The sequence below is a fragment of the Aeromonas sp. R5-3 genome, assembly GCF_040908225.1.
Classification (GTDB): Bacteria; Pseudomonadota; Gammaproteobacteria; order Enterobacterales; family Aeromonadaceae; genus Aeromonas; species Aeromonas dhakensis.
Map to the genome: position 1 here is coordinate 54,056 of NZ_JBFODH010000015.1, position 15,797 is coordinate 69,852.

The window sequence follows — 15,797 nt, forward strand, 5'->3', positions numbered from 1 at the left end:
TCTGAAAATGCCCCATAATCAGGAAAATGAGAGGAGGAGTTATGGGCAAGCTGGTAGTGATGATAGTGCTGGGGGGGCTGCTCAGCGCCTGCAGCAGCGGGCCGGTGCGGGTGCACGGTGCCGACGTGAGCGTGGACGATACCCGGATCCGGGTCAGCGACGGGGATCGGGGTGGCTACGGCACCTTCTGCCCGCCCGGCCAGGCGAAGAAGGGGCGCTGCTGACAACCAGCCGTCTGCCGCTGAAAAACAAAAAGCCGCTCGATTGAGCGGCTTTTTCATGGTGCGGGAAGAGAATTACTTCTTCTTCTTGGCCTTGGCGTTCGGCAGGTCGGTGATGGAGCCTTCGAACACTTCGGCAGCCAGGCCCACGGACTCGTGCAGAGTCGGGTGAGCGTGGATGGTCAGAGCGATGTCTTCGGCGTCGGCACCCATCTCGATGGCCAGACCGATTTCACCCAGCAGTTCACCACCGTTGGTACCCACGATGGCACCACCGATGACGCGGCCGCTCTCCTTGTCGAAGATCAGCTTGGTCATGCCGTCGGAGCAGTCGGACGCGATGGCGCGACCAGAAGCAGCCCACGGGAAGGTGGCGACTTCGAAGTTCAGGCCCTGTTGCTTGGCTTCCTTCTCGGTCAGACCCACCCAGGCCATCTCCGGCTCGGTGTAGGCGATGGACGGGATCACTTTCGGGTCGAAGTAGTGCTTCTTGCCGGCGATGACTTCGGCAGCCACGTGGCCTTCGTGCACACCCTTGTGAGCCAGCATCGGCTGACCGACGATGTCGCCGATGGCGTGGATGTGCGCCACGTTGGTACGCAGCTGCTTGTCCACCTCGATGAAACCGCGCTCGGTCACGGCAACGCCGGCCTTCTCGGCATCCAGCATCTTGCCGTTCGGCACACGACCTACGGCAACCAGCACGTTGTCGTAACGAACCGGCTCGGCCGGGGCGTGCTTGCCTTCATAGGAGACGTACAGGCCGTCTTCGCGCGCTTCAACTGCGGTTACCTTGGTCTCCAGCATGATGTTGAATTTCTTGGCAACGCGCTTGGTGTAGATCTTGACGATGTCTTTGTCGGCAGCCGGTACCAGCTGGTCGGCAAATTCCACCACGTCGATCTCGGAGCCCAGGGAGGAGTACACGGTACCCATCTCCAGACCGATGATGCCGCCACCGATAACCAGCAGCTTGCCCGGAACGGTAGTCAGCTCCAGCGCATCGGTAGAGTCCCATACACGGGGGTCGTCATGGGGGATGAACGGCAGCTTCACCGGACGGGAACCGGCGGCGATGATGGCGTTGTCGAAGGTGACGGTGGTCTTGCCGTCGGCGCCTTCCACTTCCAGGGTGTTCGGGCCGGTGAACTTGCCAAAGCCGTTCACAACCTGGACTTTACGCATCTTGGCCATGCCGGCCAGACCGCCGGTCAGCTGGTTGATGACCTTCTCTTTCCACAGACGCACCTTGTCGATGTCGGTCTGCGGGGCACCGAAGACGATGCCGTGCTCGGCCAGCGCCTTGGCTTCTTCAATGACTTTGGCGACGTGCAGCAGCGCCTTGGACGGGATGCAGCCCACGTTCAGGCAGACGCCCCCCAGGGTGGAGTAACGCTCGACGATAATGGTATCCAGACCCAAGTCAGCCGCACGGAAGGCAGCGGAATAACCGGCAGGGCCAGCACCCAGTACTACGACCTGGGTTTTGATTTCTTTACTCATCATGACCTCTTTGTCGTTCTTATATCCCCGGACAGCGCAGTCTTAAGCCAGGACAAGGCGGCTGCAGCCGTGAAAAAAACGGGGCAAGTTTACAATCCTGTTAACGAAATGAGAAGTAAAAAGGGCAGGCTCTGGGCCCGCCCTCTCACTTACAGGACCAGTCGACGGATGTCGGACAGCACGCCGTTCATGGTGGTGATGAAGCGGGCTCCATCGGCACCATCGATGACGCGGTGGTCGTAGCTCAGGGCCAGCGGCAGCATCAGGCGTGGCGCGAACTCTTTGCCGTTCCACTTCGGCTTCATCTCGGACTTGGAGACGCCCAGGATGGCCACTTCCGGCGCGTTGACGATCGGGGTAAAGCTGGTACCACCGATGCCACCCAGGCTGGAGATGGTGAAGCAACCGCCCTGCATGTCGGCAGCGGTCAGCTTGCCGGCACGGGCCTTCTTGGAGATCTCGGCCAGATCGCGAGACAGTTCCATGATGCCCTTCTTGTTGACATCGCGCACCACAGGCACAACCAGACCGTTGGGGGTATCCACCGCCACACCGATGTGGATGTACTTCTTCATGATCAGCTTGCTGCCATCTTCGGACAGGGAGCTGCAGAAGCGCGGGTGAGCTTCCAGCGCCTTGGCGGCGGCTTTCAGGATGAACACCAGCGGGGTGATCTTCACGTCTGCCTTCTGCTTCTCGAGCATCGCGTTCTGCTCTTTGCGGAACGCTTCCAGCTCGGTGGTATCGGCTTCGTCGAACTGGGTGACATGGGGGATCATGACCCAGTTGCGGTGCAGGTTCGGACCGGAGATCTTCTGGATGCGGGTCAGATCAACCTCTTCCACATCACCGAACTTGCTGAAATCGACCTTCGGCCACGCCAGCACACTCATGCCGTTACCGTTGCCAGTGCCTTGACCTGCAGCCGGAGCGGACTCGGCGCGCTTGACCGCATCCTTCACGTAGGCCTGCACGTCTTCTTTGACGATGCGACCCTTGCGACCGGAGGCTTTCACCTTGGCCAGGTTGACACCAAACTCGCGAGCCAGACGGCGTACCGCCGGAGAGGCGTGTACGTAGGCATCGTTGGCAACGAAGTCGGAGGCGGCAGCAGCCTGGGCAACCGGAGCAGGAGCAGCGGCAGCAACAGGTGCAGCGGCAGGAGCCGGAGCCGCCACGGCAGCCGGAGCGGCACCAGCCACTTCGAATACCATGATCAGGGAACCGGTGGAGACCTTGTCACCCGCCTTCACCTTGATCTCCTTGACCACACCGGCGAACGGCGCAGGCACTTCCATGGAGGCCTTGTCACCTTCCACGGCGATCAGGGACTGGTCGGCTTCAACCTTGTCACCCACGGCGACCATGATCTCGGTAACTTCGACTTCGTCGCCACCGATATCCGGTACATTGACCTCTTTGGCAGCAGCGGCAACCGGGGCAGCAGCCACGGGAGCGGCAGCCTGGGCTGGTGCAGCAGCAACGGCAGGAGCGGCGCCAGCCACTTCGAACACCATCACCAGAGAACCGGTAGAGACCTTGGCGCCAGCGGCAACCTTGATCTCGACCACGCGGCCCGCGAACGGTGCCGGCACTTCCATGGAGGCCTTGTCACCCTCCACGGCGATGATGGACTGGTCGGCTTCAACCATGTCGCCCACGGCAACCATGATCTCGGTCACGTCCACTTCGTCGTCACCGATGTCCGGCACGTGCACGTCTTTGCGAGCGGCAGCAGCAGGAGCAGCGGCCGGTGCGGCTGCAACCGGTGCAGCGGCCTGGGCCGGCGCCGGTGCGGCAGCACCCTCGGCTTCGAAGATCATGATCTGGGAACCGGTGGCAACCTTGTCGCCCACCTTGATCAGGATCTCTTTGACGATACCGGCCGACGGGGCCGGGACTTCCATGGAGGCCTTGTCGCCTTCTACCGCGATGATGGACTGATCGAGTTCGACCTTGTCACCCACGGCCACCATGATCTCGGTGACTTCAACTTCATCGGCGCCGATATCCGGCACCATAATCTGTTTGGACATTGTGCTTTATCCTCTTGCGTGCATCCGCGTGACCGACTGCTGTCACGCGTCTCTCGCGTTAACCTTTGCAAGGTCGTGCCGGGCAGCGAGTCCCGGCACGACACTTGATCCTCTTACGCGTACAGCGGGTTGACCTTGTCGGCATCGATGCCGTACTTGGCGATGGCCTCGGCCACAACCTGCTTGTCTACCTCGCCGCGCTTGGCCAGTTCGGTCAGGGCAGCAACCACTACGTAGAACTCGTTCACTTCGAAGTGACGACGCAGGTTGGCACGGCTGTCGGAACGGCCGTAACCGTCGGTACCCAGCACGCGGTAGTTTTCGGTCGGCACGAAGGCACGCACCTGATCGGCGAAGGACTTCATGTAGTCGGTCGCGGCGATAGTGGCTTCGCTGCCCAGTACCTGAGCGATGTAGGGAACACGAGCCTCGGCAGTCGGGTGCAGCATGTTCCAGCGATCCGCGTCCTGACCGTCACGAGCCAGCTCGTTGAAGGAGGTGACGCTGAACACGTCGGAACCGATGCCGTATTCGTTGGCCAGGATCTGGGCGGCGGTGCGCACGTGACCCAGGATGGAGCCACAACCCAGCAGCTGTACCTTGGCCTTGGTGCCGGCCACGGTTTCCAGCTTGTAGATACCCTTGCGGATGCCTTCCTCGGCGCCTTCCGGCATGGCCGGCATGGCGTAGTTCTCGTTCAGAGTGGTGATGTAGTAGAACACGTTCTCCGGGTTCTCACCGTACATGCGACGCAGACCGTCCTGTACGATCACCGCTACTTCATAGGCGTAGGACGGGTCGTAGGAGACGCAGTTCGGGATGGTGTTGGCCAGGATGTGGCTGTGACCATCTTCGTGCTGCAGACCTTCGCCGTTCAGGGTAGTACGACCGGAGGTCGCACCCAGCAGGAAGCCACGGGCTTGCTGGTCACCGGCTGCCCACGCCATGTCGCCGATCCGCTGGAAGCCGAACATGGAGTAGTAGATGTAGAACGGGATCATCGGGCAGTCGTTGGTGCTGTAAGAGGTCGCAGCAGCCAGCCAGGAGGACATGGCGCCCAGCTCGTTGATACCGTCTTGCAGAACCTGACCCTGCTTGTCTTCCTTGTAGTAGGAGACGATGTCGCGGTCTTGCGGGGTGTACTGCTGACCGTGCGGGCTGTAGATACCGATCTGGCGGAACAGGCCTTCCATACCGAAGGTACGGGCTTCGTCAGCCAGGATCGGCACGATGCGCTTGCCGATGGACTTGTCTTTCAGCATCACGTTCAGGGAACGCACGAACGCCATGGTGGTGGAGATTTCACGCGCCTGTTCACCCAGCAGCGGACCGAAGGCATCCAGCGCCGGGATTTCCAGCTTGGTGGTGCTCTCGCGCAGACGGGTCGGAACATAACCCTTCAGCGCGGCACGACGGGCGTGCAGGTACTTGTGCTCTTCGGTACCCTCTTCGATCTTCAGGTACGGCAGGTTTTCCAGTTGCTCGTCGGTCACCGGCAGGTTGAAACGATCGCGCAGGTGACGCACTGAGCCCAGATCCATCTTCTTGACCTGGTGAGCGATGTTCTTGCCTTCGGCCGCTTCGCCCATGCCATAGCCCTTGATGGTCTTGGCCAGGATCACGGTCGGCTTGCCCTTGGTCTGTGCAGCCTTGGAGAAGGCGGCAAACAGTTTGCGAGGATCGTGACCACCGCGGTTCAGGGCGAAGATCTCCTCGTCAGTCATGTCTTTGACCAGCGCGGCGGTTTCCGGGTAACGGTTGAAGAAGTGCTCACGCACGTAGCCGCCATCGCGGGACTTCATGGTCTGGTAGTCACCATCCACGGTCTCGTTCATCAGCTGGATCAGCTTGCCGGAAGTGTCTTTCTTCAGCAGCTCATCCCACTTGCGACCCCAGATAACCTTGGTGACGTCCCAGCCGGCGCCGGCGAACAGGCCTTCCAGCTCGTTGATGACCTTGCCGTTGCCGACAACCGGGCCATCCAGACGCTGCAGGTTGCAGTTGACCACGAACACCAGGTTGTCGAGCTTTTCACGCACGGCAACGGTCAGGGCGCCCTTGGCTTCCGGCTCGTCCATCTCGCCGTCACCCAGGAAGGCGTAAACGGTCTGCTCGGAGCAATCCTTGATGCCACGGTCGGTCAGGTACTTCAGGAAGCGGGCCTGATAGATGGCGGCGATGGGGCCCAGACCCATGGAGACGGTCGGGAACTGCCAGAATTCCGGCATCAGTTTCGGGTGCGGGTAGGAAGGGATACCCTTGCCATCCACTTCCTGACGGAAGTTGTCCAGCTGCTCTTCGGTCAGGCGACCTTCTGCAAATGCACGGGCGTAGATGCCCGGGGAGATGTGACCCTGGAAGTAAACCAGGTCGCCACCGTCCTTCTCGTTGCGGGCACGGAAGAAGTGGTTGTAGCAGACTTCGTAGATGGTCGCGGAAGAGGCGAAGGAAGACATGTGACCACCCAGGTCCAGGTCTTTCTTGGAGGCGCGCAACACGATCATCATGGCGTTCCAGCGGATGATGGCGCGAATGCGGCGCTCCATCTCCAGGTCGCCCGGGTAAGCCGGCTCGTCGCTGGACGGGATGGTGTTGATGTAGTCGCGATTTGCCTTGGCAGCCACGTCCACACCGCTTGCGCGGGCTTTCTCGGCCAACTGTTCAAGGATGAACTGAGCGCGTTGCGGACCCTCTTCACGCAGCAGGGATTCCAGAGAGGCAAGCCACTCCAGCGTTTCTATCGGGTCCACATCGTTCTTCAGGATATCAGACATGGCTGGTTCCTATTATGTTGTGATTGCACGGCATTGCACGGCGAAGGGCGCAAGCATTCGACAATAAAGCCTTGTGGGATTAGTTTTCCTGCTGACGGATCCGACGCATGGATCGCTGGATCCGGCTGTCTTCCCTCTGCATATCCAACAAGGTGTCCTCGATAAAGGCCAGGTGCTCATGACAAGCTGCCCTGGCCCGCTCCGGAGCCCCCGACAGGATAGCCTCGATCAGATGCGCGCGATGGCGACGGATCTTGGCGACCACTCCCGGACGGCGATTCAGAATTTCGTTATTGCGTAAAATGTTCTGCTCAAGCATGGGGCCCATGGCCCGCAGCAGATGCAGCAGCACCACGTTGTGGGACGCCTCGGCCACCGCCAGATAGAACTGGGTGACGGCAGCGGATTCGGCTACCAGCGAGCCTTGCTGGCCAGCCTCCTCGATGGCGGACTGCACCTGACGGATCCGTTCGAAATCGGCTTCCGTTCCCCGCAATGCAGCATAGTAGGCACAGATGCCTTCCAGCGCATGGCGAAACTCCAGCAGGTCGTACTGGGCTTCCGGGTGGGTGCTGAGCAGCTCGAACAGGGGATCGGCGATCCCTTTGCTCAAGGCATTCTGTACGTAAGTGCCGCCGCCCTGACGACGATACAAGAGTCCTCTTGCCTCGAGGCGCTGGATGGCTTCGCGCAGCGAAGGGCGCGAAACCTGAAACTGGATAGCCAGTTCCCGCTCGGGCGGCAACTTCTGGCCCGGCTGCAAACTGCCTTCCAGAATCATCTGTTCCAGCTCGGCGACAATGGCGTCGGCCAACTTGGGTTGAGTAATCTTGAGATAGGGCATGAGGCTGCTTTGTTAAATTGGTATTACCAATTTCATGAATGGGGCGAAAATTAGCAGAGGGCATGGGAAAAGTCCACCCAAAAGATGATCTGAATCAAGAATCAACCTTGCCACTTAAGGGGTAAATAGAGAGATTTATGATTTGCCTCATAGAAATTGGTCAGACCAATATTTTTGACATGGCTCACAGGCAACATTTGATCAACAGCGAATAAAAATGGCCTGCCATAGAGGCAAGCCATTGTTTTAAAAACACAAACTTATTTTTAGAATATTTACTTAAAGTTGAGTGCCTGGCGATATCGCTGCCATTCGAAACTCTCACCCGGATCCGTCTTGCGCCCCGGCGCTATGTCGCAATGGCCGACGATGCGATCCGCCGTGATGGCGGGATAATGACTCGACAAGGTTCGACTGAGCCCAACTAATACCTCATACTGTGCATCCGTGTAGGGCAGTTCGTCTGTCCCCTCCAGCTCGATGCCGATGGAGAAGTCGTTGCACGCCTCCCTCCCCTGCCAGCTCGACACTCCGGCATGCCAGGCCCTGGCACCAAACGGCACATACTGCACCAGTTCACCATCGCGCCGGATCAAACAGTGGGCCGAGACCCGCAGCTGATGGATGTCGGCAAAGTAGGGGTGAGCCGCGGGATCAAGCCGCCCCAGAAAAAGGTCATCGATGAAGGGTCCGCCGAACTCGCCTGGCGGCAGGCTGATGCCATGCACCACCAGCAGAGAGATGTCGCTCGGGCTGGCCCGCTCGTTGTGGTGGGGAGAGGGCACCTTGCGAGCCTCTCGGCACCAGCCGGCGGCGTCGATGGAAAACGTGAGGTCAGGATGGGTCATCGGCTACTCGATACGAGTTGAGGGGAAAAGCGCGATCCGGGCCGGCATCTTGTCACCAAGCCGCTGAATCAGTGGAAAATTGTGTGTTAGGCTGGGTCATCTTGGGCTCGATGTGGATGAGGTATGCAGCAAACGGCGCGCTGGTTCTGGCTACTGGCCTGGCTCTCTTTGATGGGCCTGCTGACCCTCTACTTCCACTCCCGCACCCAACCGAGCGTCACCGCCAGCGGCGAACTCCTGCTGAGGGCCGACCAGAGCGGCCACTATCGACTGGAGGGTGCCATCAACGGCCAGCCGGTGCAACTGCTGCTCGATACCGGCGCAACGCGCATCACAGTGCCGCAACGGGTCGCCGAGCGGCTCGGCCTGACCGCCCACGGCAGCAGCCAGGTGAATACGGCAGCCGGGTTTATCCGGGTCGGCAACGGCACCATCGAAACGCTGGCGATGGGACCATTGACCTTGTACGATCTGGCCATCTTTATCAACCCGGCGGCGGCTGGCGACGAGGTGCTGGTAGGCATGAATGCCCTCGGCCGGCTGGAGCTGGTTCAAAAGGAGCGGCAGTTGCTGCTCAGACCTTTGCAGGAATAAAGGCATGCTACAACAGGACATCCGTCGCGCCGTGCGCGCCGCACTACTCGAAGATTTGGGCGACGCCCTCACCGCGCTGGACCAACCGGATGCCAGCGCCGATATCACGGCCCAGCTGATCCCGGCGGATCGCATCTCGACGGCCCGCGTCATCACCCGCGAAGCCGGTGTCTTCTGCGGCCAACCCTGGGTAGACGAGGTATTCACCCAGCTTGGCGGCGATGTGCAGGTGGAGTGGCTGGTGCAGGATGGTGAAGTGCTCACCCCCAATCAGGAGCTGTTTCGTCTGCACGGCCCGGCTCGCACCCTGCTGACCGGCGAGCGCAATGCGCTGAACTTCGTGCAGACCCTCTCCGGCGTCGCCACCCTCACCGCCCGCTACGTGGCCGAGCTGGCAGGCACAGATTGCCGCCTGCTTGACACCCGCAAGACCCTGCCAGGCCTTCGCAGCGCCCAGAAGTACGCGGTCACCTGCGGCGGCGGCAAGAACCACCGCATCGGCCTCTATGACGCCTATCTCATCAAGGAGAACCATATTCTCGCCTGTGGTGGCATAGTGCAGGCCATTGCCGAGGCTCGCCGGCTCAACCCGGGCAAACCGGTGGAAGTCGAGGTCGAATCCCTGGCCGAACTGGCACAGGCGCTGACAGCCCAGGCAGACATAGTAATGCTGGACAACTTCGACGTGCCCATGATGCGCGAGGCCGTTACACTCAATCAGGGGCGGGCCAAGCTGGAAGTGTCCGGCAACGTCACGCTGGACACCCTGGCCGAATATGCGGCTACCGGTGTCGACTTCATCTCGGTCGGTGCCCTGACCAAACATGTGCGGGCCCTGGACCTCTCGATGCGTTTTATCTAGCCGAAGGGCGTTCACCATGCCCCGTCGGGCCGGTGACATATAACAAGATGAAGGACTTGCAAAAGGCGCCATGGGCGCCTTTTCTTTAAGGCAGGATCCCTCGGCAAAGGAGTGTGAGATGGACCCATCCCCGCCAGCTACAAAGAGTCGATAGGGGCTCTTTATCCATGATTTATATCAAATTTTTCGCAAATGACAGAAAGATTGTTAACAAAGACCCCGACCTCTGTTGCCAAGTCGGACAGCTCGGATAAGATACTGACGTGTGGATAGTTTTCCACCGGCACTTCCCAGGAACCAAGGACAAAAAGGATATTTGAAATGAAGAAACAATCAGGCTTTACCCTTATCGAATTGATGATCGTGGTCGCGATCGTCGCCATCTTGGCCGCCATTGCGCTGCCGGCATATCAGACATACACCAAAAAAGCGAAATTTACTGAAGTGGTCGCTGCAACTGGTGCGGCTAAGACCGCAATAGAAGTTTGTAGCCAAGCAGGCAGCGCACCTGCAGCCTGCGTCACTGCGGCAACAACAGCAGTAAGTGGTAGTGTTGGCACGGCGATCGTAGACAAGGTTGAGGTGCAAGCAACTAACTCAACCCAAGGCTCCGCCGTATATGAAGTAAAAGCCACAGGTTTAGCCCCAGTAGCAGAAACCTATTACATAATCGGCACAGAAGATGCAGGTAGAGTGAAATGGGAAGCTAACCCCAGTGGATCCGTTGGTTCGTGTGTCGCTGCAGGTATCTGCTAATAGATGACCTCTAGCCCCAATAGCGGCCTGGCGTTAAGTCTGGCCGCTTCTTCCCTGCTCAGTGAGTCCGACTCACAGCGCTATCTGAGCCAGGCCAAGGCGCAGCGCAAACCTTTTGTGACCTTTCTGATCGAGAACGAGATCCTCGACAGCAAGGCGCTGGCCGACTTCTGCGAGCTGGAGTATGGGGTACCTCTGCTGGATCTTGCCGCCTTCGACCTGGCCGAGATCCCGCAGAAGTACCTCAATCAGAAGCTGATTGAGAAACACCATGTACTGCCCATCTACACCCAGGGCCACACCCTCTATATCGCCATGTCCGACCCGACCAATGTGTCGGCACTGGAGGATTTTGGTTTCAGCTTCGGGCTGCACACCGAGGCCTTGCTGGTCGAGGAGAACAAGCTGACCGCCGCCATCAGCAAGCTGATGGAGAACGATCAGGACGCCCTCGGCATGGAGGACATCGACGAATCCGAGATCTCCGAGCTGGAGGTGTCTGACGAGGGGTCACGACTCGACGAGAGCGTCAACACGGCGGACGATGACGCCCCCATCGTCAAATACATCAACAAGATCATGATGGATGCCATCAAGCGCGGTGCATCCGACCTCCACTTCGAACCCTACGAGACCAAATACCGTATTCGCTTTCGGATAGACGGGATCCTGCATGAGGTAGCGACGCCACCGGTCAATCTGGCCAACCGCTTCTCTGCCCGCCTCAAGGTGATGGCGCGCCTGGACATCGCCGAACGGCGGCTGCCCCAGGATGGCCGCATCAAATTGAAGATGTCGCGCAACAAGTCGATGGACATGCGGGTCAACACACTGCCCACCATGTGGGGCGAGAAGATCGTTATCCGTCTGCTCGACTCTTCCGCTGCGCGCCTCAATATCGAACAGCTCGGCTTTGACGATCGGCAGAAGGCACAATATCTGCGCGCGCTCTCGAAGCCTCAGGGCATGATCCTGGTGACCGGCCCGACCGGTTCGGGCAAGACGGTGTCGCTCTACACCGGCCTGAACATTCTCAACACCACAGAAGTGAATATTTCAACCGCCGAAGACCCGGTGGAGATCAACCTGCCTGGGGTCAATCAGGTACAGGTCAACCCCAAGGCCGGGCTGACCTTCGCCAGTGCCCTGCGCTCCTTCCTGCGCCAGGATCCCGACGTAGTGATGGTCGGGGAAATACGGGATCTTGAAACCGCCGAGATCGCCATCAAGGCGGCACAAACCGGCCACCTGGTGCTCTCCACATTGCACACCAACTCGGCGGCCGAAACACTGACCCGGATGATGAACATGGGGGTGCCCGCCTTCAACATCGCCTCCTCGGTTACCCTGATCATGGCCCAGCGACTGGCACGCAAGCTGTGTGACCACTGCAAGGCCCCCGAAGTGGTGCCGGAGGCTGAACTGTTGGAGTTGGGGTTCACCCAACAGCAGCTGGCAGCAGGCTTGCGGCTGTTCAAGCCGGTTGGTTGCAAGGAGTGTTCGGGCGGCTACAAGGGGCGGGTCGGCATCTACGAAATCCTGTTGATGTCCGAAAATATTGCAAAATTGATCATGCAGGGAGCCAACTCCATGCAAATTGCGGCCATTGCCCAGAAGGAGGGCATGCGCACCTTGCGGACCTCCGGTCTTGAGAAGGCCCGGCTGGGGGTGACCAGCCTGGCCGAGATAAACCGGGTAACAACCAACTGACAGAGTCTATCGCTCAGCCGATTCATCCAGGTGCCGCCGGCCCTGGCGATTTCCATCAGGCCGAGGCGGCTTGTCTTAGCGACGAGCAAGCCGGGCCCCATTGCAGGACGCAGTGATGGCAACGCTAACCCAGAAACAGAATGCCCCCAAGAAAGTCTTCGCCTTTCGCTGGAGCGGGGTGAACCGCAAGGGCCAGAAGGTCTCCGGCGAGCTGCAGGCCGACAGCATCAACACGGTCAAGGCCGAGCTGCGCAAGCAGGGCGTCAACGTCACCAAGGTGAGCAAGAAGAGCCAGGGGCTCTTCTCCAAGGGCGGCGCCAAGATAAAGCCGATGGATATTGCCGTCGTCTCCCGTCAGATCACCACCATGCTGTCGGCCGGCGTACCTCTGGTCCAGAGCCTGCAGATCATCGCCCGCAGCCACGAGAAGGCGGCCATGCGCGAGCTGATGGGCCAGATAGCCGCCGATGTGGAGACCGGTACCCCCATGTCCGAGGCGCTGCGCCGCCATCCCCGCCACTTCGATGATCTCTATTGCGACCTGGTCGAGGCGGGCGAGCAGTCCGGCGCCCTAGAAACCATCTACGACCGCATCGCGACTTATCGCGAAAAGTCCGAAGCGCTCAAATCCAAGATCAAGAAGGCCATGTTCTACCCCACCATGGTCATCCTGGTGGCCATTGTCGTCACCTCCATTCTGCTGCTGTTCGTCATTCCGCAGTTTGAGGACATCTTCAAGAGCTTCGGCGCCGAACTGCCCGCCTTTACCCAGTTCGTCATCGGCATCTCCCGCTTCATGCAGAACTGGTGGTATATGATCTTTGGCGGGGTTGCACTCGCCATCTTCCTCTACGTGCGAGCCTGGCGTGCCTCGCAGAAAGTCAGAGACAACACCGACAAGTTCATTCTGACCATCCCGGTGGTCGGCATGATATTGCACAAGGCTGCCATGGCCCGCTTCGCCCGTACCCTCTCCACCACCTTTTCCGCCGGTATCCCGCTGGTGGATGCCCTGATCTCCGCCGCAGGCGCCTCCGGCAACTATGTCTATCGCACCGCCGTCATGGCCATTCGCAACGAGGTGGTGGCCGGCATGCAGATCAACGTGGCCATGCGCACCGTCGATCTCTTCCCCGACATGGTGATCCAGATGGTGATGATTGGCGAGGAGTCAGGCGCCATCGATGATATGCTCTCCAAGGTCGCCACCATCTTCGAACAGGAGGTGGACGATCTAGTCGACGGCCTCACCAGCCTGCTGGAACCTCTCATCATGGTGGTGCTGGGGGTACTGGTCGGCGGCATGGTGGTCGCCATGTACCTGCCCATCTTCAAACTGGGGTCGGTCATCCACTGACCCCCAACCAATCCGGAACCCGATGTTGCTGATCACTGACGTTTTTCACAGCCTGCCCTGGCTCTATTCTTCGCTGGTATTCCTCTTCTCTCTGATGATCGGCAGTTTTCTCAACGTGGTGATCCATCGCCTGCCCATCATGCTGGAACGGGAGTGGCAGGCCGAATACCTCAGCTATTTCACCCCAGAGACACAACTGCAGCAGGAGGAACGCTACAACCTGATGGTGCCGCGTTCCGCCTGCCCCCATTGCGGCCACGCCATCACGGCCATGGAGAATATCCCCCTGCTCAGCTGGCTCTGGCTCAAGGGTCGCTGCCGTGAATGTCAGGCCCCCATCTCGGCCCGTTATCCGCTGGTGGAGCTGCTGACAGCCCTGCTCTCGCTGGTCGTCGCCGCAACATTCCCACCGGGCTGGGCTTTGCTGGCCGCCCTGCTGCTCACCTGGGTGCTGGTGGCGCTCACTTTCATCGATCTGGACAAGATGCTGCTGCCGGATCAGCTGACCCTGCCATTGCTGTGGGGCGGCCTGCTGTTCAATCTGGCAGGGGGATTCGTTCCTCTGGCCGATGCGGTGATCGGTGCCATGGCCGGCTATCTGGTGCTCTGGAGTCTCTACTGGGCCTTCAAGCTGCTGACCGGCAAGGAAGGGATGGGCTACGGCGACTTCAAGCTGCTGGCAGCGCTGGGGGCCTGGCTCGGCTGGCAGGCCCTGCCCATCGTGTTACTGCTCTCCTCCCTGGTCGGCGCCATCATAGGGATAAGTCTCATCCTGCTGCGCAACCATCATCAGGGCAAACCCATCCCCTTCGGGCCCTACCTGGCCATCGCCGGCTGGATCGCGCTGCTGTGGGGCGATACCATCACCCGCTGGTATCTCACGACGTTTCTCTGATCAAAGGCAGCACTGACCCATGTATGTAGTCGCAATTACCGGCGGGATTGGCAGCGGCAAGACCACGGTTGCCAATCAGTTTGCCGAGCTGGGCATCGAGGTGGTGGATGCGGACATCATCGCCCGCGAGGTAGTGGAACCCGGTACCCCGGCCCTGGCGGCCATCGCCACCCATTTTGGCGCAGACGTCATCGCCCCGGATGGCCGGCTCGATCGCCGCCAGCTGCGTGAGCGGGTCTTCACTGACCCGCAGGCCAAGGACTGGCTCAACGCCCTGCTCCATCCCCTCATTCGCAGCGAGATGCAGCGCCAGTGCGCGGCCGCGCGCTCCCCCTATTGCCTGCTGGTGGTGCCCCTGCTGGTGGAAAACCGGCTCACCGCACTGGCCAACCGGGTACTGGTGATCGACGTGGACGAAGCGACCCAGATTGAGCGTACCTGTCGCCGGGACGGCGTGACCCGGGAGCAGGCCCAAGCCATCCTGGCCGCCCAGGCGAGCCGGACCGAGCGGCTGGCGGCAGCCGACGATGTGCTGGACAACCAGAACGGCACGCCCGAGGCAATAAAGAGCCGAATTTTCGCGCTGCACGAGACATATCTGGCATTTGCCTCTCAACAAGCCCGCCAACTGTGAGTACACTAGGCCGGTTTATGGCTGGCCAGGATTAGGCATGATTTACGATTTTCCCCTCAATGAAAAAAGCCGGACCTATCTTCGTCTGGAGTCCCTGTTTTCCCAGATCCGCGACAATCTGGAGAGCGACCAGCCCTGGGCACACATCGCCTTTTTCAAGGGCCTGTTCGACCTGCAGGAGTTGCTGGAGCGCGGTGACCTGCGCGCCGATCTCATCAAGGATCTGGAGCGCCTCAGCCAGCGCCTGAGCCACTGGGCCAGCCTGCCAGACGTCGACTTGGAGCAGATCAACCTGATGCAGCAGGAGAGCACCCAGCTCTCCCGCAACTTGCTGAGTGCACCGCGTCCCGGTGCCCGCTTGAAAGAAGATCGCCTGCTTGGCTCCATCCGCCAACGCTTCTCCATTCCGGGCGGGTTGTGCGCCTTCGACGTACCGCAACTGCACCACTGGCTGGCCACCCCGGCCATCGCCCGTCATCAGCAGATGCAGCTGTGGCTGAGCGACATCAACCTGTTGATGAACGCCATCTCCCTGCTGCTGCGCCTGTGGCGTGAATCCGGCAACTTCAGCGAACAGGTGGCCGTCAACGGCTTCTTCCAGGATACCGCCGAGAGTGCCGAGCTGATCCGCATTCGCCTGAGCGGTACCCAGCAGTGCTACCCGACCCTGAGCGGCCACAAGAACCGGTTTGCCCTGCGCTTTTTGCCCACTGCGGAGCAGCAGATCGGTGACGTGTCCTTCCAGCTGGCCTGCTGCTAAGGA

The 15,797-nt window shown here is 60.1% G+C and carries 14 protein-coding genes; 9 read left to right on the top strand and 5 right to left on the bottom strand.

Going from position 1 to position 15,797, the window contains the following annotated elements; translation table 11 throughout:
• The first annotated feature begins 41 nt into the window (after positions 1–41).
• A complete protein-coding gene (locus AB5Y95_RS06775; RefSeq protein WP_017779057.1) occupies positions 42–224 on the top strand; it encodes a hypothetical protein in 183 nt (60 codons plus the stop codon).
• Positions 225–296: 72 nt separating this feature from the next.
• Here the strand turns inward: AB5Y95_RS06775 and lpdA are convergent, their stop codons facing one another.
• The 5 genes from lpdA to ampD form a co-directional block, all read right to left on the bottom strand.
• Positions 297–1,724 carry a dihydrolipoyl dehydrogenase gene (gene lpdA / locus AB5Y95_RS06780; protein WP_005305622.1) on the bottom strand — a complete coding sequence of 476 codons (1,428 nt, stop codon included), beginning with the start codon at positions 1,722–1,724 and terminating at the stop codon, positions 297–299.
• Between the two features lie 149 nt (positions 1,725–1,873).
• The gene (aceF, locus tag AB5Y95_RS06785) at positions 1,874–3,760 is read right to left on the bottom strand and encodes a pyruvate dehydrogenase complex dihydrolipoyllysine-residue acetyltransferase (protein ID WP_005305624.1); all 1,887 of its coding nucleotides are present in this window, start codon (positions 3,758–3,760) and stop codon (positions 1,874–1,876) included.
• Between the two features lie 113 nt (positions 3,761–3,873).
• Positions 3,874–6,534 (bottom strand): pyruvate dehydrogenase (acetyl-transferring), homodimeric type, encoded by a 2,661-nt coding sequence (aceE, locus tag AB5Y95_RS06790; protein ID WP_017766424.1) that lies wholly within the window; start codon positions 6,532–6,534, stop codon positions 3,874–3,876.
• A gap of 79 nt (positions 6,535–6,613) precedes the next feature.
• The gene (pdhR, locus tag AB5Y95_RS06795; protein WP_005305630.1) at positions 6,614–7,378 is read right to left on the bottom strand and encodes a pyruvate dehydrogenase complex transcriptional repressor PdhR; all 765 of its coding nucleotides are present in this window, start codon (positions 7,376–7,378) and stop codon (positions 6,614–6,616) included.
• Positions 7,379–7,653: 275 nt separating this feature from the next.
• Positions 7,654–8,226: a 1,6-anhydro-N-acetylmuramyl-L-alanine amidase AmpD gene (gene ampD / locus AB5Y95_RS06800; protein WP_017784976.1), complete on the bottom strand. Its 573-nt coding sequence runs from the start codon at positions 8,224–8,226 to the stop codon at positions 7,654–7,656.
• Positions 8,227–8,349: 123 nt separating this feature from the next.
• Here ampD and AB5Y95_RS06805 point away from each other — a divergent pair, with 123 nt between their 5' ends.
• From AB5Y95_RS06805 to zapD, 8 genes are all read left to right on the top strand, one after another.
• Positions 8,350–8,820 carry a TIGR02281 family clan AA aspartic protease gene (locus tag AB5Y95_RS06805; RefSeq protein ID WP_010635963.1) on the top strand — a complete coding sequence of 157 codons (471 nt, stop codon included), beginning with the start codon at positions 8,350–8,352 and terminating at the stop codon, positions 8,818–8,820.
• 4 nt (positions 8,821–8,824) lie between these two features.
• Complete coding sequence (gene nadC, locus AB5Y95_RS06810) at positions 8,825–9,682, top strand: carboxylating nicotinate-nucleotide diphosphorylase (RefSeq protein WP_274181719.1); 858 nt, start codon at positions 8,825–8,827, stop codon at positions 9,680–9,682.
• Between the two features lie 321 nt (positions 9,683–10,003).
• The gene (locus AB5Y95_RS06815) at positions 10,004–10,438 is read left to right on the top strand and encodes a prepilin-type N-terminal cleavage/methylation domain-containing protein (protein WP_041203005.1); all 435 of its coding nucleotides are present in this window, start codon (positions 10,004–10,006) and stop codon (positions 10,436–10,438) included.
• 3 nt (positions 10,439–10,441) lie between these two features.
• Complete coding sequence (tapB, locus tag AB5Y95_RS06820) at positions 10,442–12,148, top strand: PilB family type IVa pilus assembly ATPase TapB (RefSeq protein WP_017766420.1); 1,707 nt, start codon at positions 10,442–10,444, stop codon at positions 12,146–12,148.
• Positions 12,149–12,263: 115 nt separating this feature from the next.
• Positions 12,264–13,505, top strand: coding sequence for a type II secretion system F family protein (locus tag AB5Y95_RS06825; RefSeq protein ID WP_005305649.1), 1,242 nt, complete (start codon positions 12,264–12,266; stop codon positions 13,503–13,505).
• Between the two features lie 22 nt (positions 13,506–13,527).
• Entirely contained in the window at positions 13,528–14,400 is an 873-nt protein-coding gene (locus AB5Y95_RS06830; protein ID WP_368160213.1) for an A24 family peptidase, read from the top strand.
• Positions 14,401–14,419: 19 nt separating this feature from the next.
• Positions 14,420–15,034 carry a dephospho-CoA kinase gene (gene coaE, locus AB5Y95_RS06835; protein WP_252603446.1) on the top strand — a complete coding sequence of 205 codons (615 nt, stop codon included), beginning with the start codon at positions 14,420–14,422 and terminating at the stop codon, positions 15,032–15,034.
• 37 nt (positions 15,035–15,071) lie between these two features.
• The gene (gene zapD, locus AB5Y95_RS06840; RefSeq protein WP_025202564.1) at positions 15,072–15,794 is read left to right on the top strand and encodes a cell division protein ZapD; all 723 of its coding nucleotides are present in this window, start codon (positions 15,072–15,074) and stop codon (positions 15,792–15,794) included.
• Positions 15,795–15,797 lie beyond the last annotated feature (3 nt).